Annotated in this window: 20 protein-coding genes and 8 pseudogenes; 16 read left to right on the top strand and 12 right to left on the bottom strand. The window is 41.4% G+C overall.

Features of this window, described 5'->3' with window-relative positions:
• Positions 1–97, top strand: a pseudogene (locus tag AACQ81_RS14520) (IS5/IS1182 family transposase); the annotation flags it as partial.
• Positions 98–222: 125 nt separating this feature from the next.
• Positions 223–933: an MFS transporter gene (locus AACQ81_RS14515; protein ID WP_237387755.1), complete on the top strand. Its 711-nt coding sequence runs from the start codon at positions 223–225 to the stop codon at positions 931–933.
• A gap of 112 nt (positions 934–1,045) precedes the next feature.
• Here AACQ81_RS14515 and AACQ81_RS14510 read toward each other — a convergent pair whose 3' ends face one another.
• The 7 genes and pseudogenes from AACQ81_RS14510 to AACQ81_RS14480 form a co-directional block, all read right to left on the bottom strand.
• On the bottom strand, positions 1,046–2,011 hold the full coding sequence (locus AACQ81_RS14510) for a PDR/VanB family oxidoreductase (protein ID WP_237387754.1): 966 nt from the start codon (positions 2,009–2,011) through the stop codon (positions 1,046–1,048).
• Between the two features lie 81 nt (positions 2,012–2,092).
• Positions 2,093–3,094, bottom strand: a pseudogene (locus AACQ81_RS14505) (aldehyde dehydrogenase family protein).
• A gap of 53 nt (positions 3,095–3,147) precedes the next feature.
• Entirely contained in the window at positions 3,148–4,266 is a 1,119-nt protein-coding gene (locus AACQ81_RS14500) for an aromatic ring-hydroxylating oxygenase subunit alpha (protein WP_237387753.1), read from the bottom strand.
• Positions 4,267–4,279: 13 nt separating this feature from the next.
• Positions 4,280–5,824 (bottom strand): BCCT family transporter, encoded by a 1,545-nt coding sequence (locus AACQ81_RS14495; RefSeq protein WP_336885682.1) that lies wholly within the window; start codon positions 5,822–5,824, stop codon positions 4,280–4,282.
• 399 nt (positions 5,825–6,223) lie between these two features.
• Positions 6,224–6,628, bottom strand: coding sequence for a type II toxin-antitoxin system tRNA(fMet)-specific endonuclease VapC (gene vapC / locus AACQ81_RS14490; RefSeq protein ID WP_237387752.1), 405 nt, complete (start codon positions 6,626–6,628; stop codon positions 6,224–6,226).
• Complete coding sequence (gene vapB / locus AACQ81_RS14485; RefSeq protein ID WP_237387751.1) at positions 6,621–6,863, bottom strand: type II toxin-antitoxin system VapB family antitoxin; 243 nt, start codon at positions 6,861–6,863, stop codon at positions 6,621–6,623. Before vapB ends, vapC begins: the two co-directional genes overlap by 8 nt.
• A gap of 86 nt (positions 6,864–6,949) precedes the next feature.
• Positions 6,950–8,053, bottom strand: a complete 1,104-nt coding sequence (locus AACQ81_RS14480; protein WP_237387750.1) for a tartrate dehydrogenase — start codon at positions 8,051–8,053, stop codon at positions 6,950–6,952.
• A 104-nt stretch (positions 8,054–8,157) separates the two neighbouring features.
• Here AACQ81_RS14480 and AACQ81_RS14475 point away from each other — a divergent pair, with 104 nt between their 5' ends.
• Both AACQ81_RS14475 and AACQ81_RS14470 read left to right on the top strand, forming a co-directional pair.
• Entirely contained in the window at positions 8,158–9,084 is a 927-nt protein-coding gene (locus tag AACQ81_RS14475; RefSeq protein WP_237387749.1) for a LysR substrate-binding domain-containing protein, read from the top strand.
• A gap of 49 nt (positions 9,085–9,133) precedes the next feature.
• Positions 9,134–9,277 (top strand): annotated as a pseudogene (locus AACQ81_RS14470) (GNAT family N-acetyltransferase); the annotation flags it as partial.
• A 75-nt stretch (positions 9,278–9,352) separates the two neighbouring features.
• On the opposite strand, the gene rraB reads toward AACQ81_RS14470, so the two are convergent.
• The gene (rraB, locus tag AACQ81_RS14465; RefSeq protein ID WP_237387748.1) at positions 9,353–9,778 is read right to left on the bottom strand and encodes a ribonuclease E inhibitor RraB; all 426 of its coding nucleotides are present in this window, start codon (positions 9,776–9,778) and stop codon (positions 9,353–9,355) included.
• A 233-nt stretch (positions 9,779–10,011) separates the two neighbouring features.
• Here rraB and argF point away from each other — a divergent pair, with 233 nt between their 5' ends.
• From argF to AACQ81_RS14445, 4 genes are all read left to right on the top strand, one after another.
• Positions 10,012–11,025 (top strand): ornithine carbamoyltransferase, encoded by a 1,014-nt coding sequence (gene argF / locus AACQ81_RS14460; protein WP_237387747.1) that lies wholly within the window; start codon positions 10,012–10,014, stop codon positions 11,023–11,025.
• A gap of 374 nt (positions 11,026–11,399) precedes the next feature.
• Positions 11,400–12,545 carry a trans-sulfuration enzyme family protein gene (locus AACQ81_RS14455; protein ID WP_237387746.1) on the top strand — a complete coding sequence of 382 codons (1,146 nt, stop codon included), beginning with the start codon at positions 11,400–11,402 and terminating at the stop codon, positions 12,543–12,545.
• 42 nt (positions 12,546–12,587) lie between these two features.
• Complete coding sequence (locus tag AACQ81_RS14450; RefSeq protein ID WP_237387745.1) at positions 12,588–14,012, top strand: Na+/H+ antiporter NhaC family protein; 1,425 nt, start codon at positions 12,588–12,590, stop codon at positions 14,010–14,012.
• A gap of 22 nt (positions 14,013–14,034) precedes the next feature.
• Positions 14,035–15,030, top strand: coding sequence for a D-cysteine desulfhydrase (locus AACQ81_RS14445; protein WP_237387744.1), 996 nt, complete (start codon positions 14,035–14,037; stop codon positions 15,028–15,030).
• Between the two features lie 184 nt (positions 15,031–15,214).
• Here AACQ81_RS14445 and AACQ81_RS14440 read toward each other — a convergent pair whose 3' ends face one another.
• Together AACQ81_RS14440 and AACQ81_RS14435 are read right to left on the bottom strand one after the other, a co-directional pair.
• The gene (locus AACQ81_RS14440) at positions 15,215–15,838 is read right to left on the bottom strand and encodes a LysE family translocator (RefSeq protein ID WP_237387743.1); all 624 of its coding nucleotides are present in this window, start codon (positions 15,836–15,838) and stop codon (positions 15,215–15,217) included.
• A gap of 47 nt (positions 15,839–15,885) precedes the next feature.
• A pseudogene (locus tag AACQ81_RS14435) lies at positions 15,886–16,164 on the bottom strand (RNA 2'-phosphotransferase); the annotation flags it as partial.
• Here AACQ81_RS14435 and AACQ81_RS14430 point away from each other — a divergent pair.
• The 7 genes and pseudogenes from AACQ81_RS14430 to AACQ81_RS14400 all read left to right on the top strand — a co-directional run.
• Positions 16,123–16,305 (top strand): annotated as a pseudogene (locus tag AACQ81_RS14430) (VapC toxin family PIN domain ribonuclease); the annotation flags it as partial. The pseudogenes AACQ81_RS14435 and AACQ81_RS14430 sit on opposite strands and share 42 nt — an antisense overlap.
• 77 nt (positions 16,306–16,382) lie before the next feature.
• Positions 16,383–16,661: pseudogene (locus AACQ81_RS14425) on the top strand (sigma 54-interacting transcriptional regulator); the annotation flags it as partial.
• Between the two features lie 59 nt (positions 16,662–16,720).
• Positions 16,721–17,638 (top strand): ribonuclease Z, encoded by a 918-nt coding sequence (rnz, locus tag AACQ81_RS14420; protein WP_237387742.1) that lies wholly within the window; start codon positions 16,721–16,723, stop codon positions 17,636–17,638.
• A 24-nt stretch (positions 17,639–17,662) separates the two neighbouring features.
• On the top strand, positions 17,663–18,091 hold the full coding sequence (locus AACQ81_RS14415) for a carboxymuconolactone decarboxylase family protein (RefSeq protein ID WP_237387741.1): 429 nt from the start codon (positions 17,663–17,665) through the stop codon (positions 18,089–18,091).
• Positions 18,092–18,162: 71 nt separating this feature from the next.
• Positions 18,163–18,306: a hypothetical protein gene (locus AACQ81_RS14410; protein ID WP_237387740.1), complete on the top strand. Its 144-nt coding sequence runs from the start codon at positions 18,163–18,165 to the stop codon at positions 18,304–18,306.
• Between the two features lie 72 nt (positions 18,307–18,378).
• On the top strand, positions 18,379–19,320 hold the full coding sequence (gene pyrB, locus AACQ81_RS14405; protein WP_237387739.1) for an aspartate carbamoyltransferase: 942 nt from the start codon (positions 18,379–18,381) through the stop codon (positions 19,318–19,320).
• 147 nt (positions 19,321–19,467) lie between these two features.
• A pseudogene (locus AACQ81_RS14400) lies at positions 19,468–19,571 on the top strand (bestrophin family protein); the annotation flags it as partial.
• Between the two features lie 54 nt (positions 19,572–19,625).
• Here the strand turns inward: AACQ81_RS14400 and AACQ81_RS14395 are convergent.
• Entirely contained in the window at positions 19,626–21,944 is a 2,319-nt protein-coding gene (locus tag AACQ81_RS14395; RefSeq protein ID WP_237387738.1) for an FdhF/YdeP family oxidoreductase, read from the bottom strand.
• A gap of 884 nt (positions 21,945–22,828) precedes the next feature.
• Here AACQ81_RS14395 and AACQ81_RS14390 point away from each other — a divergent pair.
• A complete protein-coding gene (locus tag AACQ81_RS14390; RefSeq protein WP_237387737.1) occupies positions 22,829–23,158 on the top strand; it encodes a helix-turn-helix domain-containing protein in 330 nt (109 codons plus the stop codon).
• Here the strand turns inward: AACQ81_RS14390 and AACQ81_RS14385 are convergent.
• Positions 23,155–23,270, bottom strand: a pseudogene (locus AACQ81_RS14385) (IS630 family transposase); the annotation flags it as partial. The gene AACQ81_RS14390 and the pseudogene AACQ81_RS14385 sit on opposite strands and share 4 nt — an antisense overlap.

Here is a 23,270-nt window from a genome sequence, read left to right as displayed (position 1 = left end):
AGCAGTAGCTACTCGGTATGACAAATTAGCAAGAAATTATGAAAGTCTCGTTGCTTTGGCATTTTCAATCATGTGGCTCCCTATGTGGGTCGATTGAAACATGTACAACAAAGGTCAACACGCTCTAGTATTATTCTATGTTCTTGGTCTTTGCCAGAATATAAAGCCCCAAAAGTGAAAAAATTGGATGTACTTGGTTGTATTTTCCTAATCATTTTTCTGATGAGTTTAGTCAGCTATTTCTCTTTCGATGGAAGTACTAAGCAACAATGGGGTTTATTGTCTATTTCAGTGATCGCTTTATTTCTCTTCATAAAGCATGAGCTGAAAACACCAGAGCCAATCGTTGAATTCCATTTTTTCCGCAACACACATTTTGTTTCAGCACTACTGGCAACATTCTTCCTTGCTTTTTTCTATTGCATCGTACTGTTGACATTACCTATATTTTTCGCCGGTCAATTGGAAAAAAATGATATTGAGATAGGGTTATTTTTGCTACCTGCGACAGTCATGTTTGCCTTAACTTCTCCTTGGATAGGTAATCGTAGTGAAAAATTCGGCCCACCACGAATTATTCTGGCTGGTTTGCTACTATTCGTCGCTGCTGCCGCTTTACTGACATTTGCGTCAGCACAAGAAAATGCCTGGTGGTTCATTATTCCGCTACTGTTATTTGGTATAGGATGGGGATCAATTCTTGGCCCTTCAACATTAATTGCTCTGGGTTCTCTACCTCGTGAACAAGCTGCTGTTGCAATGGGCACCTCATGGACAATTCATAATGTAGGAGGCGCTTGCGGTATCGCGTTTGCTGTCTTCTTATTAGCGCGTTTTAATACATTGGTGCAAGGTTATCAAACTCTGACATTATTCTTGTCTGGGTTTGCATTAATCTTTACCTTCATCTGCTATTTTCTCAATCGAAAATAATCTCTATGGCTTGCGATGAAAATAGCAAGCCATCAGATTCATGATAAAGCGGTGCAGCTTTCTGCAAAATGGGACTGATGAGTCCAATCCACCAGTCACTTTTATTCTTTAATCACAAATCAAGTACCAGTCGTTTTCCTTTCGCTCTGGAGCAACAAATCAGCATTGATGTCTGACTCTGCTTTTCTTCATCACTAAAATATTGATCACGGTGATCCGCTTCTCCTTCCAAGATCATGGTTTCACACGTTCCGCATATGCCTTCACGGCACATACATTCAACATGTACAGCTTTATTTCTTTCAATAACCTGAAGAATTGTCGATTCACTATCAACTTCCAGTTCAATGCCAGATTTCGCCAGAACAACAGTAAACGCATCACCGGTTTTATCTTCAACCGTAAATTGCTCAAAATGCAATTGGTGATCAGGAAATCCGGCATTTTGTGCAGCTTGTTTTACCCCATTATTCAATGCGCTTGAACCACAGGTATAAACGTGGCTTCCTTCCGGTAATAGGGGAATAAGTGTATCAAGTTCAAGGCGAGTCCCTTCAGATGAAATATGACAATCGATTTTCGCCTTAAATCCCGCGGCCATTAACTCTTGCGTAAACGCATTGTCATCGGAATTACGGTAGCAATAATGCAGTTCATACTCAGCATCCTGATGTTTCAATTCATGCAGATGAGACATAAAAGGTGTTATCCCGATCCCACCCGCTATTAATATATGTTTTTTCGCCCCAGGCACTAATGCAAATAAATTATTTGGTTCAGAAATAATGAGATTATTGCCAATAACCACTTTGTCGTGCATAAACGCAGAACCACCGCAGGAATGTTCTGCTCGCTTGACGGCAATCTGGTAACTATGTTTATCAAAAGGCGAACTTAATAAAGAATACGCATTACTGTAACGTTTATCACCATCCTGCATCTGGACAAAAATGTGACTTCCGCCAGTAAACGCGGGCAATTGCGTGTTTTCAGCCGGTATTAATGTAAATCGCTTAATATTTGGCGTGATAGCCTCAATATTGCTGACAATTACACTAATCGTCTGATATATAGACATAAGCCATTCCTGATTATGATTGCCTCTGCCGTCTTTCAAGTTGCCACTTTGTTGGCGGCAACTTGAAATTCATGGGGATCGTTAAAGCCCCTGACAGAGATATTTAAGCTCTAAATAATCTTCAATACCGTGGATCGAACCTTCATGCCCAGACCCGATTGTTTTATTCCGCCAAACGGCGCGACTTAATTGGAAATGAATCCCGTATTAATACCTACCATGCCATAGTCTAATTTTTCTGAAACACGCCAAATACGTTGCGGGTTTTCAGTATAAAAATAAGCAGCAAGCCCATAAATAGTGTTGTTAGCAGAGGCGATAACACTCTCTTCATCATCAAAAATAACCAAAGGTGCAATAGGTCCGAATATTTCTTCTTCTAATACCCGGCTATTTCAGTAACATGACCAAGTACAGTCGGTATAAAGAAATTATTCCCTAACGCATGACGCTTACCGCCATATAATAAATCTGCTCCCCCCTTATTTAGTGCATCATCTAAAAGGGACTGGACGTTATCCGCTGATTCAGCATTAATCAGCGGGCCTATTTGTGTTCCTTGATCAAAACCATTACCCACTTTCAGTTTTTGCACTTCTTCCACAAAACGCTGACTGAATACCGGATAAATATCTCTGTGAATATACAAACGATTTGCGCAAACGCAGGTCTGTCCCGCATTACGAAATTTGGCAGCAATCGCCCCCTCTACCGCTTTTTCAATATCAGCATCTTCAAAGACAATGCTGCATAGGTAATTTCACCTTCAGCTTCCACCAGCGGTTTACCCTGTTCCAGCGTCATGATTTCTGCCAGCCGTTCTTTATTTTCACTGAGTAAGCGAAACCAATTTTGTAATAACTGAGCACGTTGATGACCCGTCAGTACTTGCCATTGCGGTAATGCGTCGTATGCAGCCTGAATGGCTTTTTTCGCTTCATTGGCTGCCATATTGGGTATCTGCCCGATGACCTTTCCGGTTGCCGGATCAGAGACAGTTAACGTCTCTTTATTATCAGCATCGCACCACTGTCCATTGATGTAAGCCTGTTGACGGAAGAAAGGATTTTCTGAAATATTCACTTAATGACCTCTTTGACTAAGACTATACAGTCGCTTTCTTACCCAATTTCATCTTATTCGTGGTACGTCTGAGCAATAAGGTGGTGAAAATAAGCAATTCCATGCTCGCTAATTCCACTTCCTGTACTATCCGCCATGATGCGTCCCTGACCACGATAGCCACGTGATTTCAGCCCCTTTTGAACACTTTCAACCAAACGCAGGTCTTCCGGACGAAAAACGTCACGATACCATTCAATCAAAGATTTCTGTTCTTCTGTAATATCTTCATTCGTAAAGTAAATATCGTAATATTGCAGTGTTGTTTCAGCATCCATGGGAAATTCATAGATAACCGTCATCATGCCTTCAACAGGCGTAACGTTATACATAGTACAAGGCCATAACCAAAAGCCATGAAATGAAGACTCACCTTCAAACTTGAAAGATTGATCGGAAGGAATTGCATAACCAAATTGCAATGACCATTTCTCATACATGGTATGCCAATAGCGATCGACCTGAACAGAAGTTGAAAACCCCGGATGTGCCGGGCCGCAGTGGTAGCATTCCAGATAGTTATCAACAATGCTTTTCCAGTTAGCCAGTGTCGCTGTCGTGAAACGCGCTGCCAGTTTTAAATCATAAACGTCAGGGCAGGCTTCTAATACTTTGGTGCTTAATCCCGGTAATTGCGCTTCGACCGTTCCTGCATTCATGTCCATATTAATAAAAACAAACCCGGCATATTCTTCTAATTTCACAGGCGTTAATTGCGCTAATCCTTTGTCGAAATTAGCCACATTCTCACAGTTACGCGCATGGGCTAAAGAACCATCAAGTTTGAATGTCCAGGCATGATAGGGGCAAGTGATGACGTTTTTCGCTTTGCCTTCACCCTTCAATAGCTGGTGACCACGATGAGGACAGACATTAAAAAAGGCACGCAATACGTTGTCGCGCCCACGGACAATCACAATACTCTCACCAATAATTTCACGCGTGACATAATCATTGGGATTGGCAAGCTCACTTCTGTGCGCAACACAAATCCAACTCTTGGCAAAAATTGCTTCTTTTTCGTAATCAAAGACATCCTGAGAAGTATAGAAACGTGCGGGCATGGTGTACGCTTCTGCGGGATTCGCACAAAAATTTCTGGGCAGCGTAAAATAAGGGTCTTGGATGCTCATATCAATTCCTTAATCATTTGGCGAAATGGGTGTCTTGGATAAGATGTGCAGGAACCTGTGCATAGTCTTGTTTTATCCAACAGATAAAACCGTATGTCTTAATTAATAAGATGACTAAAAAAGGCAGTGCAGTAAGCACTACGCTGGTTTTCATCGTTTCCAGCGAGGCTTGCGTAAAGAGAATGGAAAGCGGGATCAGTGTGATCACGACACACCAGAAAAGGCGCAATTTCCGGCAAGGATCTTGGCCTTCCTGTAAATTACGCGTACTGGTTGCCGCCATGGTATAGGCCACCGCATCCATATGCGAAGCCAGGAAAATCACCATGATAAAAAGATAAGCTGCAAGGAAGAATTGACCTAATGGCAACGCACTCAATAGCTGGTGAACTGCTGTTTCTCCGCCCAATGTATTCAATATCTCAGGCACATTGATAGCACCGGTAATAAATTGGTGCATTGCGTAGCTCTCTAATACCCCAAAAAAGAACCAGCAACCAAACGTACTCCCCAATAATAATGCCCAAATAACTTCCTTAATCTTGCGCCCATGAGAAACCCGGGTCACAAACATCGCGACACCGGGTGTGTAGGAAACCCACCATAACCAGTAGAACACCGTCCAGCTACGTGTGAATTGACCGTCACCCATCGGATCGGTAAATAAGCTCATTTGCAGGAAATTCTGGGTTGTCAGGCCAACCGCGTTAATCATATTGTTAATGGTAAATTCCGTCGGCCCGACGATCAGTACCAGCAACGCAAAACCCAATGCTCCCCACCCCACCATTTGGCTTAAACGCTGCATACCTTTATCAATGCCGATATAAGAACTCAGGCAAAATATCACGGCGGCCAATAGGGTAATTCCAGCCTGAATAGTAAAATTATTAGGCGTACCGATGAGTGAAGAAAGCCCGCCACTTAATGTGGCCGCAGTCACCACTAAAGATATAGTTAGTGCTCCGACCGTCGCGATTAAGTACGTCATATCAATCAGGCGTCCCCAAAAACCATAGGGATTAATTTTTATAATCGCGGAAATAATCCCTGATAAGCTCAGTCCTTTATTTTTTCTGACATGAAAATGGTAAGCCATAATCAGTGAAGCGAGTGCATAAGTTGCCCAGGCACTTAAACCCCAATGAAAAAAAGAGTAACTGATACTATATTCCAACGCCTTGGGCGTTTTAGGGGAAATATTCAGACCCGGCATTTGATAATAATATGCCCACTCCATGACTCCCCAGTATAAGGTCGAGGAACCCAGACCGGCGCAAATAAACATAAATAACCAAGGTACTGTGGCATATTTGGGGTTCCCTTCACCCAATCGAATATTGCCGTATTTACTTATCGCTAAATAAAGTACAAACATCAAAGCGATAAGAACTAATATTTGAATTGTTGATCCCAGTAAACGAGTCAGCCCAGTAAAAATTGAATTAGCAATAACACTGGTTTCTTCAGGAAATAAACTGAGTGTTATTGCTATCACAACGATAAAAATCAGGCTTATTGCTATTAAGGGAATATCTTTTTTTGTACTGTTCAACATGAAACCTCCGTTTCGTCACTTTAATATATACCCATTTTGCATTTGGGCGATAAAAGCAAAGTGCCTGTTATCGTTGTTATGATTACGTTGGTATAGATACGACTAAGAGGAAAACATGCAACAAGTGGGAACGTACTTATCGCGTCTTTTTATTAACAATTCAAATATAGTGCTGATACATAATTTAAACAATCACCCAGATGGTAAATAGATAAAACACATATCGTAATGAATGTTTTGTGATGTTCATTAAGAATTAGGCAGATGAGAGTTCAGAGATAAATTAAATCGTTTCGTTAATTCTCCTCATGTTTTGAGTCAGAATCACAATAAAAATAAATAGGGCATAATTCGATGAATTATGCCCTTAGTTTGAATTATCCAATTCCGACAAATAGCTTATTCAAGCGTCCAGTCTTCAACTCTTAATCCATCCACCCGGTTAAATTCCCGTGTATTATTAGTGACAACGATTAACCCTTTACTTCTGGCATGTCCTGCAATGTGCAAGTCATTGTCACTTATCCTTTTTCCTTGTTTTTCAAGTACTGCACGAATATTACCGTAATGAAAAGCAGCTTGTTCATCATAAGGAAGAAGGGTTAATCGTGATACAAAATCCTCGACTATTGCAATATTTCGTTCAGGGTGTAAGCTTTTTTCTGCGCCAAATATCAACTCAGCCAAGGTAATCGTAGAGATAGCTATTTGGTTCGCATTCTGATTAAATTTTGGCAACAGTGACTCTGGACGTTTCTTGAGAATAAAGATCACAATATTCGTATCAAGTAAGTACTTAATCATCAAACGATTCCCTTTGACTGCTCATCTGTTCAGGACGCTCAGGTAAAAAATCATCAGTCACAGAGTGACCTGAGAGAAAAAAACTATCCCATGTGTTCTGAACAGGCGTAATAATACGTTCCTTTCCTTTCGCTCTGACCATCACATCTTTTACATTATCGGGGAAACGGAGATCTGCGGGTAGCCTGACATTTTGAGTCCGATTACTCATAAACACTTTGCTTCGATGAAACATGAACCACCTCCTGACTTATGCCATATAGTATAAGTATATAGCACATTTCATATTAACCCAATTCCAACATGTTATCTTTGTTCTGGTTAAGGCCTTTGATACACAACTAATGATAAATGCCGAATAATGGCGTCTCCGACCTGCTGTGTTGATGCGTTGCCTTTCATGTCAGGCGTCACTGTTCCTTCTGCTATAACAGCTTCAATGGCAGATAAAATATCATCATGAGCATGTTGATAACGTTCATCATCTTCGCCCAAGAACTGGAGCATCATGGCACCAGACCAAATCATCGCGATTGGGTTGGCAATATTTCTGCCATAAATATCGGGGGCTGATCCATGAACAGGCTCAAATAAGGAAGGAAAATTTCTTTCCGGATTCAGGTTGGCAGACGGCGAAAGCCCGATGGTGCCTGTACAGGCAGGCCCAAGATCAGACAGAATATCGCCGAATAAGTTGGAAGCGACAACGACATCAAACCGTTCCGGCTCCAACACAAATCGCGCACAAAGAATATCAATATGCTGCTTATCCCATTTAATCTCCGGATATTGTTTTGCCATCGCCTCAACCCGCTCATCCCAGTAAGGCATACTGATCGCAATACCGTTTGATTTAGTCGCGGATGTCAGCCGCTTACGAGGGCGGCTTTGCGCTAATTCAAACGCATATTTCAATATACGATCAACACCACGGCGGGTAAAAACCGATTCCTGGATCACCACTTCATGCTCCGTCCCTTCATGCAGACGGCCACCAATCGCTGAATATTCCCCTTCGGTATTCTCCCTGACGACATAAAAATCGATATCTTCCGGTTTTTTATTGGCTAACGGACAAGGCACTCCCGGTAAGAGACGTACCGGACGTAAATTGACATACTGCTGAAATTCACGGCGGAATTTCAGTAATGACCCCCAAAGCGAAATATGATCAGGCACTTTTTCAGGCCAACCGACAGCACCAAAATAGATCGCGTCAAACGCCGTTAACTGATTAAACCAATCATCAGGCATCATGGTGCCATGCTTAAGGTAATAGTCACAGCTGGCCCATTCGAAAGAGTCAAACGATAAATGGAGATCCCACTTTTCAGCCACAGTTTGTAATACTCTAATTCCTTCCGGAAGCACCTCATGACCAATTCCATCCCCAGGGATCGCCGCAATCTTGAACGGTTGTTTCATTAGATATCTCTCATTTATCAGGATACAAAATTGACTTTTCAGCTATTTTATAATTGACTGAATTGTATTCAATCCAAAAAATGTAGAAACATAATTTACGATATATGAATAATCTGCCTATTTTACAGGATCTCCGTGTTTTCCTTTTAGTCGCCAAGAGAGCAAGCTTTGCCGCTGCTGCGGAAGAAATGGGGGTTTCTCCGGCTTTTATCAGTAAACGCATCGCAATATTAGAAAGTGTATTGAATGTTACCCTATTGCACAGAACGACACGCAGGGTATCAATTACGGAGGATGGTGAGCGGATATACGAATGGGCACAACGTATTCTGAATGATGTCAATCAGATGCTTGATGAGCTTTCTGAACTTCGGCAAGAACCTCAAGGAACAATCAGGATTGTCAGTAGTTTTGGCTTTGGACGGCAATTCGTGGCCCCTGCGCTATCTGCACTCCTCCGAACCTATCCCCAATTAGAGATCCGGTTTGATGTGGAAGATCGTATTATTGATTTAGTCACAGAAGGCATTGATTTGGATATTCGTGTTGGCGATGATATTGATAATAATCTTATCGCACGAAAACTCGCATCCAATCGTCGCATCCTATGCGCAGCGCCCTCTTATCTCGCTCGTCATCCGGTGCCAAAATCACTGAATGAGTTGCCCTCTCACGCCTGTCTGGTCATCAAAGAGCGGGATCATCCTTTTGGCATCTGGCAGTTACAAAGTAGTGCGGGATACCAATCCGTGAAAGTTACCGGGCCGATGTCGTCCAACCATGGTGAAATTATCCACCAGTGGTGCCTTGATGGGAATGGTATTACTTTACGTTCCTATTGGGATGTCAGGGAAAATATCAAATCAGGTGCATTAGTTCATATTCTGCCTGAATATTATCAATCCGCGAACATCTGGGCGGTTTATGTCACTCGTCTGGCGATGTCTGCTCGCATCAGAGTCACCATTGAGTTTTTAGAACATTATTTTCAGCTTCACTATTCAGATCAAATTGAAGTCAAATCAAGTTAATGCACCAAACAGCCAGGTTATCAATGTATCGAGTTCGATCACGCACTTTTTTATTGCCTGTTATCTGGAAACAACGGAAAATTTGAAAGCAGCTATTGCCCTATATGAAAAATTGGGCTTCAGCTATCTTGATGAGGCACTTGGCAATACTAGTCACAGCGATTGTGAAGTAAAAATGATAAAATCACTATAACAAACCATTATCTTCAATAAATCAGCCCCACAGTTCAAGTGGGGCATTCGGTCTTAATGTGATGTTAGAAACATCTTAGTGAAGTCTCGGCTGATCTTCTTCCGGTGGGAAGAGATCACCGCTATCATCTTCATCATCCGATGCATTGGGATCTTCAAAATACGTTCCCCAACCATCGTAATTCACACCCATTTTTTCAACCAGATCCAGCAGTTGTTCAACCTGCGTATTGATCAAGTCAGCCTCCAATCGGCTTTCGCTGATCACATCACAACACATCAGAACAACACCATCTTCTGTTTCCAGCTCTTCCGCATCCGTCACTTCATAACCTAACTTAAATGCTTCGAGTGCTGCTTTTTCCAGTTGATCGAAGTTTTCCGCCGAAAAGTGGTGTTCAATAATATAAAGCGCTTCAGGATCGCTGCCATCTTCCAATAATTCTTCAATGATCAAACGAGTTTCTTCGCGCTGTTCTTCTAAAGCATGTGGGTCTGCCATGCCAATCCCCTCCGTCAGTTGGCTGTCCTGCTTTGCATTCTCCCATCTTTTCTAAACAAAGGATATATCTATCCCCTTTTGTCCAAAGAGAAATACAAACCATAATCTACTGATTCATCAGCCGTCTTAATACCATCACTATTACAAACACCAAAGCCAGGGCTTGCAATTGAATTTTTAATCGGTATATATTGAATATAAATTCAATATTGCGCTCATGGAGTCCATGCATAATGAATCCGTTTTTTCAACGCTCAATACTAAGATTGCTCGATATTACTCCTGTAGAAATTAATACTCTTTTAACACTTGCCAAAAAATTAAAAACGAATAAAAAATCAGGACAAGAGCTTCCTTTACTTGCAGGGAAAAATATAGCCCTTATTTTTGAAAAAGACTCAACCCGTACACGCTGTGCATTTGAAGTCGCTGCTCATGATCAAGGAGCCAGTGTTACCTATTTAGGCACAAGTGGCAGCCAAATCGGGCACAAAGAATCCATCAAAGATACTGCGCGGGTGCTTGGCCGTCTATATGACGGAATACAATATCGTGGCTACGGGCAACAAATCGCCGAAACGCTGGCGCAATACGCAGGTGTTCCGGTTTGGAATGGATTGACCGATGAATTCCACCCGACCCAACTTCTGGCTGATTTACTCACAATGCAGGAGCACAGCCAAAAACTGCTATCTGAAATCAAATTTGCCTATTTAGGCGATGCCCGCAACAACATGGGCAATACTATGCTTGAAGCAGCTGCATTAACAGGTATGGATCTCCGCTTAATCGCTCCAAAAGCGTGCTGGCCAGACGCAGATTTGGTTGAAGGATGCCAAAAACTGGCAGAAAAAACTGGCGGTCAGATCACTCTGACAGAAGATATTGCACAAGGTGTAAAAGAAGCTGATTTTCTGTATACCGATGTTTGGGTATCAATGGGAGAGCCTAAATCAGTCTGGCAAGAACGCATTACATTGCTGAAACCCTATCAGGTCAATATGGGTGTTGTGGAAATGACAGGTAATCCAGAGGTGAAATTCCTGCATTGCCTCCCTGCTTTTCATGATGAAGCAACCACGCTCAGCAAGCAACTGGCAGAAGAATTCAATTTATATGGCGGGTTGGAAGTGACCAATGGCGTGTTTGAATCGAAACACAGCATTGTGTTTGATCAGGCTGAGAACCGTATGCATACCATTAAGGCGGTAATGGTGGCGACAATGGTGCAAAATCTAGTTTTATAATTGTTGATTCATATTGTGCCCGTTCATACTGCAAAAATTAAATGCAAATATCTCCAACTCACTTGAATCCTGTATTCTTAAGCGAATTGGAGATATCTCCCACTTACTTCCGGTCAAAAACCAGAAAGTGACTCTGTCGCCTTTATCACCATGCACAATTTTTCAATATGTTGATAATCATCACATTAAACTATATCCACACAACCATTTGATTTATATGAAAAATTAAACATTTTAGAAAAAATATTCTCTTAATTAAACAAATATAGTTATTTTTTGGAAAAATTTTTTTATCTGCCTATGCCATATTCTTTTTCAATAGTGCAATATTTATCCCTGAAGAACATTGATAATTAATTTATAGGACTGCAAAAATGATAAAAAATATAGCTACGGCATTAATCCACGGTGGAAAACAGCAAGACAAAGAAAACCATGCTATTTTTCCACCCATTACAACAGCCAGTACTTTTGTACAGAAAAATTTATCTGAACACGGTGAGTATTGTTATTCCCGTTGCAGTAACCCGACTCGCCATGCCTATGAAACATTATTAGCCGAAATAGAGAGTGGTATTTACGCAACTGCAACTGCGTCTGGTGTAGCAGCTGCTGCCTTAGTTTTAAACTTATTACCCAAAGAATCCCATATTATTGCGATGAAAGGGGTTTATGGTGGCACATTTCGTTTATTTGAACAGGTAGCAATTGAAAATAATGGTCATCAATTTGATTATATCGACTTAAATAATCTCACTGAAGTTGAAGCCAAAATAAAAGATAATACTCGTTTAATTTGGATAGAAAGCCCAACCAATCCATTATTAGAATTAGTTGATATCAAACGTATTTGTTCATTCGCGAAAAATTACAATATATTAACTTGTGTTGACAATACATTTGCAACCGCATGGAATCAAAAACCTCTCGAATTAGGTGCAGATATTGTTATGTTATCTACAAGTAAATATATTGGCGGTCATTCAGATCTTATTGGAGGAGCAGTTATTACACACCGAAATGATCTAGCCAATAGATTAGATCTCTTAAAAACAACTATCGGTGCCATTGCATCTCCCTTTGATGCTTATTTAGCACTACGTGGATTAAAAACATTAGCGTTACGAATGTCAGCGCAATGTGCTAATGCACTTGAAGTCGCCAATTTTCTTAAATCTCATTCAAAAATTGAGCAAGTCTATTATCCTGGCTTAACCACTCACCCACACTATTCCATTTGTCAGGAGCAAATGCGTGCAGGCGGTGCCGTCGTCACAGTCAAATTAAAAGGTGGTCTGGAGGATACAAAGGAATTTTTAAGTAAATTGCGCTATTTTGTTTTGGCAGAATCTCTCGGTGGCGTAGAAAGTATGGTTAACCATTCTGCAACTATGTCACATGGCTCAATGACAAAAAAAGCGCGGGAAGAGATTGGTATTTATGATACGGTATTACGTTTATCAGTAGGAATTGAAGATATTCGCGATTTATTAGCTGACCTCAAAAAAGCATTAGAGTGAATTTACTTAATATAAAGAATAAAAAAAGCAAGGTAAGTAAAAATGAATGATTACGGAATTTGGACTATCATCACTCCTGTTGTTACAATTATTTTAGCTATATTTACACGCCAGGTGATTTTATCATTACTACTCGGAATATTAGTCGGATTTACTGTTATTAATGACCATAATTTTATTTTAGGTATACAAGGAACCATTGAAGGTATTATTGATACATTCACCTCTCCCAGTAATACCAAAACTATCATCTTTATGTTAATGATTGGTGGAATAATGCGGCTTGTGGTGGTGACAGGCGGCGTACGATCCTTAGTCCGGTTATTAACGGAAAAGACGCAACTTATTGAAAATAAGAAATCTGTTCAATTTTTAGCAATGATTATTACATCATTAATCTTTATTGAAAGCTCAATTAATCAATTAATCGCTGGAGCATCAACAAAAAAACTAGCCAAAAATTATGGTATACCACCAGAAAAAATGTCTTACATTATTCAAACATCCTGTGTTTCTGTTTGTTCTTCTGCCATGATTAATGGTTGGGGAGCCGCAATGATGGGTGTCATCGGTGTACAGGTTTCTAGAGGGTTAATCAACGGTGAGCCATTTGATATTCTAGCTGGTTCTATGATTTATAATATTATGGCTTGGTTATCGCTAGCTTCCGTCTTATTTTATATTTTTTCTAGTGTGTCCTGGGGACCAATGAGAACTGCGGAAATGCAGGCCTTGCATGAACATTTAAATAATGAGACTGAAAACAAGCACAGTGAAGATAGTGATGATATTATTGAACACCCCAAATGCCATACTTCATTAAACTTTTTTATTCCTATTTTATCGACTGTATTCATGCTCCCCATTGCTCTCTATATCACAGGTGATGGTGATTTTAGTAAGGGCAGCGGTTCAACCTCTATCTATTGGAGTGTTATGTTCGGAACCACAGTGTCTTTCTTTTGGTTCTTAACACACCGTATTTTAACTATCGAAACCTTTTTTAAAGAGCTTTATATTGGTTATGCCAGCATGATAAAAATAAGCTCTGTCATGATATTGGCATTCTTAATGGGTAGTGTCTCTGCTGATTTAAATACCGGTGCTTATATTGCACAAATGACTTCTGGTATTATTCCAGCAGGTTTTTCCATAGGTTTTATTTTCCTGATTAGTGCCATTATGTCATTAGCAACGGGCACCTCATGGGGTACATTCGCAATTATGATCCCAATTGGAGTACAGTTAGGTATTTCAGTTGGTATGCCCCCTGAATATATGATTGGTGCGGCAATTTCTGGTTCTATCTTTGGTGATATGACATCGCCAATTTCCAGCGATGCTATCGTTGCATCAATGGCAACAGATTGTAACCATATTGAACATATTCGAACTCAAATGCCATATGCGTTGGTTACCGCAAGTTTCGCCCTCGTAATCTATTTTTACTTAGGCTTTACTTATTAACTCACAATCCGTCGGGGATAATATGTCTTTACAAAAAAACTTAGCAAAATTTGATCGTATTGATTTACTAAAAACTGAGACCATGATGGATAAATTGGAAAATTTATCTCACTATTTAGGGCGCGATGTTTATATTAAGAGAGATGATTTAACCCCCTTGGCGATGGGTGGGAATAAATTACGTAAATTAGAATATCTTATTGCTGACGCATTACAAAAAAAGGCTAAAGTTATTGTTACCGCTGGAGCAATTCAATCAAATCATGTACGGCAAACAGCGGCTATTGCTGCAAAGTATGGACTAAAATGTGTTGCCTTATTAGAAAATCCCATTCAAAGCCAAGATAGTAACTTACTGAATAATGGTAATAAACTGCTGACAGAATTATTCAACACCCAATGTGTCATGTGTGATGAGTTGATCGATCCCAATGTGCAAATGAAGGAATTGATTGACCAGCTCAAGCTCGAAGATGCTTATATTATTCCTGTCGGCGGTTCCAATGCCCTTGGTTCATTGGGTTATGTGCGTTGCGCATTAGAAATTGCCGAACAGCGCCCAAAAGATGTCGAATTTGCTGCCGTTATTGTCGCCTCCGGAAGCGCAGGAACACATGCAGGATTGGCTATTGGATTACAATCCGTACTACCACAAACACCTGTTATTGGTGTTACCGTCTCGCGTGTTACAGCCGAGCAAGCACCGAAAGTCAGTCAGTTGCAGCAAGAAATAAGCTCGCTTTTAGGTCAAACAACCTGCCCAGATATCCTTTTGTGGGATAATTATTTTGCTCCCATGTATGGCATGCCGAATAAAAAAGGGTCTGATGCCATTACGCTATTGGCACAAAAAGAGGGCATTTTATTAGATCCCGTCTATACCGGAAAAGCTATGGCCGGATTAATTGATAATGTCCTGAATAATACCATTGAAAGTCAGAAACCATTGCTCTTTGTTCATACAGGTGGAGCTCCCGCACTATTTTCCTATTCTGGAATCGACGCAATAATAGATTGATTTATGAATCATTACATACAGGATCTTAAGAATTAAGCTTTTCAAGACACCCATACAATATATTATTTTTCCTTAATTTTCTCTGTGGTGTCTTGAAAGCGTTTCGGGATAAATATTCCCTCGTCTCATCCAGACAGAAAACGAGCTATGACCATGCATCTTATATTAACCCGCACTTACCAAATCATCTTCGACTGCTCAGCACCAATTTAAACGCAAAAAGCAAAAACAACCCACCTGTTGCGCGATTCATCCATTTAATGACATTTTCACGGCGTAATATATGGGAAAGAGAGCGTGTGGCACAAATCAGTGACAATGACCACAACGTGCCAAGCAATACGTGGATCGCCACTAAACTGAATGTCCATAAAATGGGTGAGTGCCCTTGTGGAATAAACTGCGGCAAAAATGAAACATAAAACACGCCCATTTTCGGATTCAGTACATTACCCAACATGCCTTTGATAAACCAATTCTGGTCTTTAACAGAAGAAGATGTTTCTCCCCCAAGATCTTTTTTAGGATGCCAAATCATTTGAATGCCCAGCCAGCATAAATACAATGCACCACACCATTTTAATATGTTGAATGCCAGCTCTGATACGGCGATCAATGTACCAAGACCAAAAGCCACCATTGCTCCCCAAATAAAGCACCCCGCATTAATTCCGAGAGCGGCTTGAAAGGCTTTTTTACCCCCTTCTGCCGTTGCAGTTCTCAAAACTAATGCGGTATCTAATCCGGGTGTCAATGTAAGAAATGTAGCCGCCAGAGTAAATGCAAGCAGGGAATCCATAGCAGTCATGTTTATATCCAAAAAAAAGCAGAGTCAAAACTCGATTATCGAGAATGCTAAATGACACTTATATATTCAACTGGCACGGTTTTTGTCAACCAAACTCCGTTATCCGCCTGATGGAATTTGAAGCTATGCTCATACATCAACTGGGCTTCAATTGTCAGAATAACTACGTTACCATGACGCTGACCCACTTTGGTTGCCGTGGATTTATCCGCCGATAAATGAACGTAATGCCGCGTTCCTGCTCGTAATCCCTGTTTAAAGATGGGATCCAGAAAATGGGTGGCAGTGCCGCGGCAAAAACTTATGGTGAACTCAGTGCCAGCATGGAACAAATTAGACGAGTTATGGGCACAATGGATCAACTAATTGCAGCTCATGCCCTAAGTAAGAGCCTGACGATTGTCACCAATGATTCTGCATTTGGGATGGTTAATGGGCTAAATGTTAAAGACTGGAGCAAATATTGACAAGTGGGAGCACGGTTCCACTTAACCGACTACCCATCCACGCCCTAACGGAAAACACTCTTTTGATTCTTATCCTTTTTCTGCGTGAACAACAGGAACAAGTCTCATTTATGAAATCCGGTATCGCCACACGCAATGCCAATTTCAATCATCTGATCGACCAAGTAGAACGCATCGCTTTACGCTTCAGCGCGCCAACTCTGCTTACGGAGCCAACGGGAGCGGGTAAATCCTTCCTCATACGCCAAATCTACCAATTGCGGCAATCACGCCATTTAATAACAGGGAGATTTGTTGAAGTGAACTGTGCAACTTTGCACGGTGATAATGCGATGTCCACACTGTTTGGACACGTTACCTTGCCCGATTCGGTCTGGATTGAGAGAACATTCAATATCATTAGGAGAACAATAATATGGAACTTAAATTCTTAGGCACCAGCGCAGGTATTCCCACAAAAGAGCGTAATGTCACCAGCCTGATCCTTTATTTACAGGGCGTCCGCAATGCGCTGTGGATGTTTGATTGCGGTGAAGGAACTCAGCATCAGATCCTGCATTCTTCCGTCAAAATATCCAAACTGGAGAAAATCTTTATCACTCACCTGCATGGAGACCATATCTTCGGCTTACCTGGTTTATTATGCAGCCGTTCAATGGGTGGTTCTACCGATCCCCTCATTCTGTATGGCCCAACGGGCATACGTCAGTTTGTAGAAACCGCATTGCAATTGAGCAGCTCTTTCCTGACCTACCCACTGGAAATTATTGAAGTTGAAGCCGGGCAATTGTTTGATGATGGTGAATTCAAAGTCATGGCTTATACCTTGAACCATCGCGTAGAATGCTATGGATACCGTATTGAAGAACACGATAAGCCCGGTGCTCTGGATGCACAGAAACTGAATCAGGTGGATATTCCCCGTGGTCCTTGGATGCAGACTCTAAAGCAAGGCGGCACAGTCACGTTGGAAGATGGCCGCACGATTTGTGGTAAAGATTATTTAGGTGCACCGATTCGTGGCAAATCACTGGCCATTTTCGGGGATACAGAACCAACACCGGAAGCACTGAAACTCGCCGCCAATGTTGATGTGATGGTACATGAAATTACGCTGGAAGATGCGTTTGCCGCAAAAGCCAACGAGAGGGGACATTCCACCACTAAACAGGCCGCAACACTAGCCCGTGACGCTAGGGCGAAACATTTTATCGCAACGCATATCAGCGGACGCTATAGTGTTGAGGATTGTCCGCGATTATTGGCGGAATGTCGGGAAATATTCCCAAATACCGATCTGGCTCAAGATTTTGCCGTCTTTACCGTGAAATAGAAAAAATAAACCTGAGAGATAAAAATGAACTACGCCAAAGTTTCACCTAAAATTATTAATCCGTTATACAAAAGCTATGAAGAAGTTCACTCCTCTGAACTGGATCAATCCCTTGTTCTTTTAGTAGAAACACGGATATCCCAAATTAACGGTTGTGCTTATTGTTGCCGCCTTCATGCCGAAGCAATCCGCAAAGACCATGGTATCGAGCAAGTAAAATTAGATAAATTACCCGCGTGGTTCAATTCCAGTATATATAGCCCAAAAGAAAGGCTAGCGTTAGAGTGGGCTGAAGCCCTGACGACTAATCCCAGGCAAAATGTGCTGGACGAGATCAAAGCCCGCCTTGATGATGTCTTTACCGAAAAAGAAATCGTTGACCTGACAGCTGCTATTTCCCTGATGAATGCCCTTAACAGGATGGCAGTCAGTTTGGGTGACAGAAATGAATAAACTCAATCATTAAGGCCAGCAAAAAGTTAAAACAAAAATTTCTTCCGGCAAACCTTGCGGTGAATGCTATCGTGAGTATAATTCGCGACGATTTGCCAGGAGAAAACATGAAAGATTTCGCTGTAGAAGTCGTAAAACATCAAGCTAACGAAAACCTGCCTGCTGGCAGCGTAAGCGTATTGTTTTTCCCATTGCTTAACAGAACATTCATTTAAAAAGCCCCTCAATTGAGGGGCTTTTTTTTACCTGCCCAGTCAGACTAAAAATCATAAAAGAGGAACGTAAACATGGCTAATCCGTTATATCGCAAACATATCATTTCAATTAATGATCTGAACCGCACAGATCTGGAATTGGTATTGCAGACGGCAGCTGCATTGAAAGCCAAACCACAGACTGAGCTACTGAAACACAAGGTGATCGCAAGCTGTTTCTTTGAAGCCTCTACACGTACCCGTCTCTCTTTTGAAACCGCCATTCAGCGACTCGGCGCTTCCGTCGTTGGCTTTGCCGACAGCAGCAATACTTCATTAGGTAAAAAGGGAGAAACACTGGCTGACACCATTTCTATCATCAGCCAATATGCCGATGCGATTGTTATGCGTCATCCACAAGAGGGGGCGGCGCGACTGGCATCTGAATTTTCCGGCAATATCCCTGTCATTAATGCCGGCGATGGCGCAAACCAGCATCCAACCCAGACATTACTCGACCTGTTCACTATTCAGGAAACTCAGGGCAGACTGGAAAACCTGAAAATCGCCATGGTCGGTGATTTGAAATATGGTCGCACCGTACACTCGCTGACCCAAGCCCTGGCGAAATTTAATGGCAACCATTTCTGCTTTATCGCTCCGGATGCTCTGGCAATGCCAAGCTATATCCTGCATATGCTGGAAGAAAAACAGGTAAGCTACAGCCTCCACAATAACTTTGAAGATGTGATGCCTGAACTGGATATTCTGTACATGACCCGCGTTCAGAAAGAGCGTCTTGATCCTTCCGAGTATGCCAATATCAAAGCTCAGTTCGTCCTGCGCGCAGCAGATCTGGTCAATGTAAAAGAGAACCTGAAAGTTCTGCATCCTCTGCCACGTATTGACGAAATCACGGCAGATGTTGATAAAACCCCGTATGCTTACTATTTTCAGCAGGCGGGTAACGGAATTTTCGCCCGTCAGGCATTGTTGTCTTTGGTTTTGAATGAAGAAGTTATTATAAAACGTTAAGAAAAACAGATAGCCATTAATATTATGATTAAGGCATTTTTCTCCTTGATCATAGTATTATTTTCTTCAATAAGGATTTCTATTTTTCTTATCCGATATTATCCGGATAATTTCTTTAGCTAATAATTATAAAGGCTTGTATTCACCATAATCATCCGTCCAAATCAACTTTGGTTTTTCGCTTGTTTGACTGGCATGGCTCAGTATTATCGAAAATAACTTTCCGCTTAACACTGAACCTACTGCTAAGTGACTACTCCTCTCCGTAAAGAGGTTCACGGCGGATTTTGCGAAATCTAAACACCTTAGACGAGGCGTTGAGGTTCCGGCTGCCTCTGTTCTGTGAGGGATAATTTCACTGGCACAGATTTCGAAGTCGGCGTGCCTGTGCCTTCCCCAATGCTTTCCATTGGAACCAGTGGATTGGTTTCTGGGTAGTAAGCTGCAAGATTTCCCCGTGGAATGGTATAAGGAACCAATTTGAAACCGGAGACTTTACGCATAATGCCGTCATTCCATACCGTTTCAATATCAACCAGATCACCAGCCTGATAGCCCGATTGTGCGATATCTTCTGGATTCATGAACAACACTTCCCTCTGGCCATAAACCCCACGATACCGATCATCCAGACCATAAATAGTGGTGTTGTATTGATCATGAGAACGTAAGGTCTGCAACGTGAAAGGAACTTCTACCCCCTCAATTTGCGGAAACAGGGTTTTCGGCAGTGGTACGTGGCAGAACTCAGCTTTTTTACTCGGTGTAGCAAAGCGTAATTCAGCCGCAACATTGCCGAGGTAGAAGCCACCGGGGTGTTCGCATTTTTTATTGAAACCCTCAAACCCCGGTATAGTCGCCGCAATATGATCGCGGATTTTGTTGTCATCACCCGCTAACTCAAGCCAGTTAATTGTCTCTGTATTGCCGACTGTCGCGTTGGCAATTCCTGCAATAATTGCTGTTTCAGAACGTTGAGTATCAAATAGCGGTTTATTCACACCTTCTGACGCATGAACCATGCTGAATGAGTCTTCTACCGTCACAAACTGCGAACCTGTAGCCTGAATATCCCGTTCGGTACGCCCCAGCGTCGGCAGAATAAGTGCGCCTTTTTTACCGGTAACTAGATGGCTCCGGTTTAACTTTGTGCTGATGTGTACGGTTAAATCACAATGTTTAAGGGCTTCTTCTGTACGTGGGCTATCCGGAGCCGCCGCCGCAAGATTTCCTCCTAACGCAATCAGAACCTTGACTTCATCACGCAACATGGCTCTCAGTGCTTCCACAACATTATGCCCGTGGGCACGAGGCGGTTCGAATCCAAAGTGGGCAGCCATGCTATCCAGAAAAAGCTTACTGGGTTTCTCATTAATTCCCATCGTCCGGTTGCCCTGTACATTACTGTGACCACGTACCGGACAAAGCCCAGCACCGGGTTTACCCAACTGACCAAACAATAATTGAAGATTGACGATTTCACGGACGGTAACCAAAGAGTGTTTATGTTGGGTTATACCCATTGCCCAAGTGCATATAACGCGCTCTGCGCTCTGGTAAATTGCCGCCGCTTCGCGCAATTGTGTTTCAGTCAATCCAGATTGATTCTCAATAAATGACCATTCAGTCACGGCCACTTCTTGTAAATAGGCATCCACACCATCGGTATGGGCCGAAATGAATTCCAGATCAAAAATACCCGATTTACCCTCAATTAATAGAGCGTTATGCGTTTCCAGAAGCGCCTTCACAATTCCCCGAACTGCCGCCATATCGCCACCCAGTTTTGGCTGGTAGTAACGATGGCTAATTTCTCCCGCCATTGGCGTTATCACTTCAAGCGGTTTTTGCGGATCAGCGAAACGTTCCAATCCGCGCTCACGCAGAGTATTAAAGGTAACAATGCGTGCTCCACGCTCAGCAGCATGTCTCAGGCTATGCAACATTCGTGGATGGTTCGTTCCGGGGTTCTGACCGAATACAAAAATAGCATCCGCGTGATCAAAATCTTGCAGCCGAATAGTGCCTTTCCCAACCCCCAAACTTTGCAACATGCCGTAACCGCTGGCTTCATGGCACATATTGGAACAATCAGGGAAGTTATTTGTTCCCAATACACGACCGAACAGCTGATAAAGCCATGATGCCTCATTACTGGCTCGACCGGAGGTATAAAGTTCAAGTTGATTGGGATTACTCATTGCCTTAATGTGGCTGGAAATCAGGGTAAAAGCCTCATGCCAGCTAATCGGTTCATAATGGTCTGTCTGCGGGTTGTAACTCATCGGCTCAATAATCCTGCCTTGATATTCAAGGAAGTAATCACTTTGTTGATAGAGTTTACTGACACTATGAGTCGCGAAAAACGCCCGATCAACATGACGACGAGTCGCTTCCCAAGTCACTGCTTTAGCACCATTCTCGCAGAAACTGAACAAACTTTTATTGTCATCGCCCCATGCGCATCCGGGACAATCAAAACCTCTGGGCTTATTCATGCGCATCAGGTTAACCATATTCTTCAGTGTTTGCTTGCTATCAAAAACAAAGCGAGTGGTTGCCTCCAATGAACCCCAACCACCCGCAGCCGAGTGGTAAGGTTTTATTTTTGATTTGAATTTCATAAAAATCTCGATTTTTTATGTCGTGGTCAACACAAGTTGGCCACAGATTTACAGATGAACCAATAACGCCGATTTCATTCATTGGCGGGTTACCACCGATGTAATCATAGGGGCGAACCCAAGTAGTCAGGCTTCGTGATAAAACTAAAAATCAGGCGATAACCACTTCTTTATAATCATACTCTTATTCATTTATTGTTGTAGTTATTCCGTTGTTACATCACGAAAAAACCGAATGATAATAATACTGTCACTCTTGTATCAATATAATATTTCTTGACGTCTTTTTATTTAAGTAAATTTATTTAATGTATTTTTATTGATAATTATCAACCATAAAATTAATGATGGTTTCATAAAGCAGGACATTACCAAAATCAATAGCAAGATTTACGGCACATGTAGGTAAATGAGAGTCATGTTTTATGACAATAACAGCATTGATGGGTATAAAATATACTATATTAGGCGTCAGGAGAATTAATTGAGTGCACGAAATGATTTTTAAAATCAGTTAATTTATTATCAGGTTAATAATTATCATTAAATCAATAAAACACCTCAAATAAATCACTACAAAACAATAAGTAAAAATTAATAATTTAAGCGGGTTTTATATAGAAAAACCTCACAATACTCCATATTATGATGAACATTATTGTTATCTGCCCGTTACGCTCAACCTGTAACAAATTGAGACATAACGGGCATAAAACTTACAATTAAACCAATCATGATTCCTTATTTTATCCTCCTTCCTTGGTGTACCACACAAACTATAGAGGATTTCCCTGATGCTAAGCCCTTGTATTATAAAACACCAACAGATAACATAAGATTATGAATTCAGATTAATGATAATATATTATCAAATGGATTATATAATGCAAGAATCGAATAATATAAAAGCAAGCAATCCTGATGATTTGTTGATAAAAATCTCACAAAACATTGATTTTCTGATGAAAAAAAATAACATAGATTCTCAATCCCTAAGTAAATTAACAGGACTGGGAATTGCCACTATCAACAGTCTCAGACGTGGTGTCGGCAACCCGACTATTGCTACTATTTCATCTATCGCAGAGGTGTTTGGTGTGAATGTTGGTGAAATTACAGACAATAAATTATCTGAATCAAAAGAAAATGAAGAGGTTATTTCATCAGTCCCTCTAATCCGTTATGATGAATTAGATAGTTATATACCAATCTAACTTGAAGATGCAGGTTTTAAAATCTGAAAGTTGTCAGTCAGTCGAGTCGTGAGTTCTTTCGCTTTTTCTGGCAAAGTGGTATGAAAAAAGTGGCGAAGGGTTTCACGGAATG

Source organism: Xenorhabdus sp. Sc-CR9, assembly GCF_963897815.1.
Taxonomy (GTDB): domain Bacteria; phylum Pseudomonadota; class Gammaproteobacteria; order Enterobacterales; family Enterobacteriaceae; genus Xenorhabdus.
Note: the sequence above shows the minus strand (reverse complement) of the source record. Positions and strands in the feature narration are given on the sequence as shown.

Coding starts and splice junctions, on each gene's coding strand:
- AACQ81_RS14515 (WP_237387755.1), top strand. CDS start 223: ATGAGTTTAGTCAGCTATTTCTCTTTCGATGGAAGTACTAAGCAACAA.
- AACQ81_RS14510 (WP_237387754.1), bottom strand. CDS start 2,011: ATGTCTATATATCAGACGATTAGTGTAATTGTCAGCAATATTGAGGCT.
- AACQ81_RS14500 (WP_237387753.1), bottom strand. CDS start 4,266: ATGAGCATCCAAGACCCTTATTTTACGCTGCCCAGAAATTTTTGTGCG.
- AACQ81_RS14495 (WP_336885682.1), bottom strand. CDS start 5,824: ATGTTGAACAGTACAAAAAAAGATATTCCCTTAATAGCAATAAGCCTG.
- vapC (WP_237387752.1), bottom strand. CDS start 6,628: ATGATTAAGTACTTACTTGATACGAATATTGTGATCTTTATTCTCAAG.
- vapB (WP_237387751.1), bottom strand. CDS start 6,863: ATGTTTCATCGAAGCAAAGTGTTTATGAGTAATCGGACTCAAAATGTC.
- AACQ81_RS14480 (WP_237387750.1), bottom strand. CDS start 8,053: ATGAAACAACCGTTCAAGATTGCGGCGATCCCTGGGGATGGAATTGGT.
- AACQ81_RS14475 (WP_237387749.1), top strand. CDS start 8,158: ATGAATAATCTGCCTATTTTACAGGATCTCCGTGTTTTCCTTTTAGTC.
- rraB (WP_237387748.1), bottom strand. CDS start 9,778: ATGGCAGACCCACATGCTTTAGAAGAACAGCGCGAAGAAACTCGTTTG.
- argF (WP_237387747.1), top strand. CDS start 10,012: ATGAATCCGTTTTTTCAACGCTCAATACTAAGATTGCTCGATATTACT.
- AACQ81_RS14455 (WP_237387746.1), top strand. CDS start 11,400: ATGATAAAAAATATAGCTACGGCATTAATCCACGGTGGAAAACAGCAA.
- AACQ81_RS14450 (WP_237387745.1), top strand. CDS start 12,588: ATGAATGATTACGGAATTTGGACTATCATCACTCCTGTTGTTACAATT.
- AACQ81_RS14445 (WP_237387744.1), top strand. CDS start 14,035: ATGTCTTTACAAAAAAACTTAGCAAAATTTGATCGTATTGATTTACTA.
- AACQ81_RS14440 (WP_237387743.1), bottom strand. CDS start 15,838: ATGACTGCTATGGATTCCCTGCTTGCATTTACTCTGGCGGCTACATTT.
- rnz (WP_237387742.1), top strand. CDS start 16,721: ATGGAACTTAAATTCTTAGGCACCAGCGCAGGTATTCCCACAAAAGAG.
- AACQ81_RS14415 (WP_237387741.1), top strand. CDS start 17,663: ATGAACTACGCCAAAGTTTCACCTAAAATTATTAATCCGTTATACAAA.
- pyrB (WP_237387739.1), top strand. CDS start 18,379: ATGGCTAATCCGTTATATCGCAAACATATCATTTCAATTAATGATCTG.
- AACQ81_RS14395 (WP_237387738.1), bottom strand. CDS start 21,944: ATGAAATTCAAATCAAAAATAAAACCTTACCACTCGGCTGCGGGTGGT.
- AACQ81_RS14390 (WP_237387737.1), top strand. CDS start 22,829: ATGCAAGAATCGAATAATATAAAAGCAAGCAATCCTGATGATTTGTTG.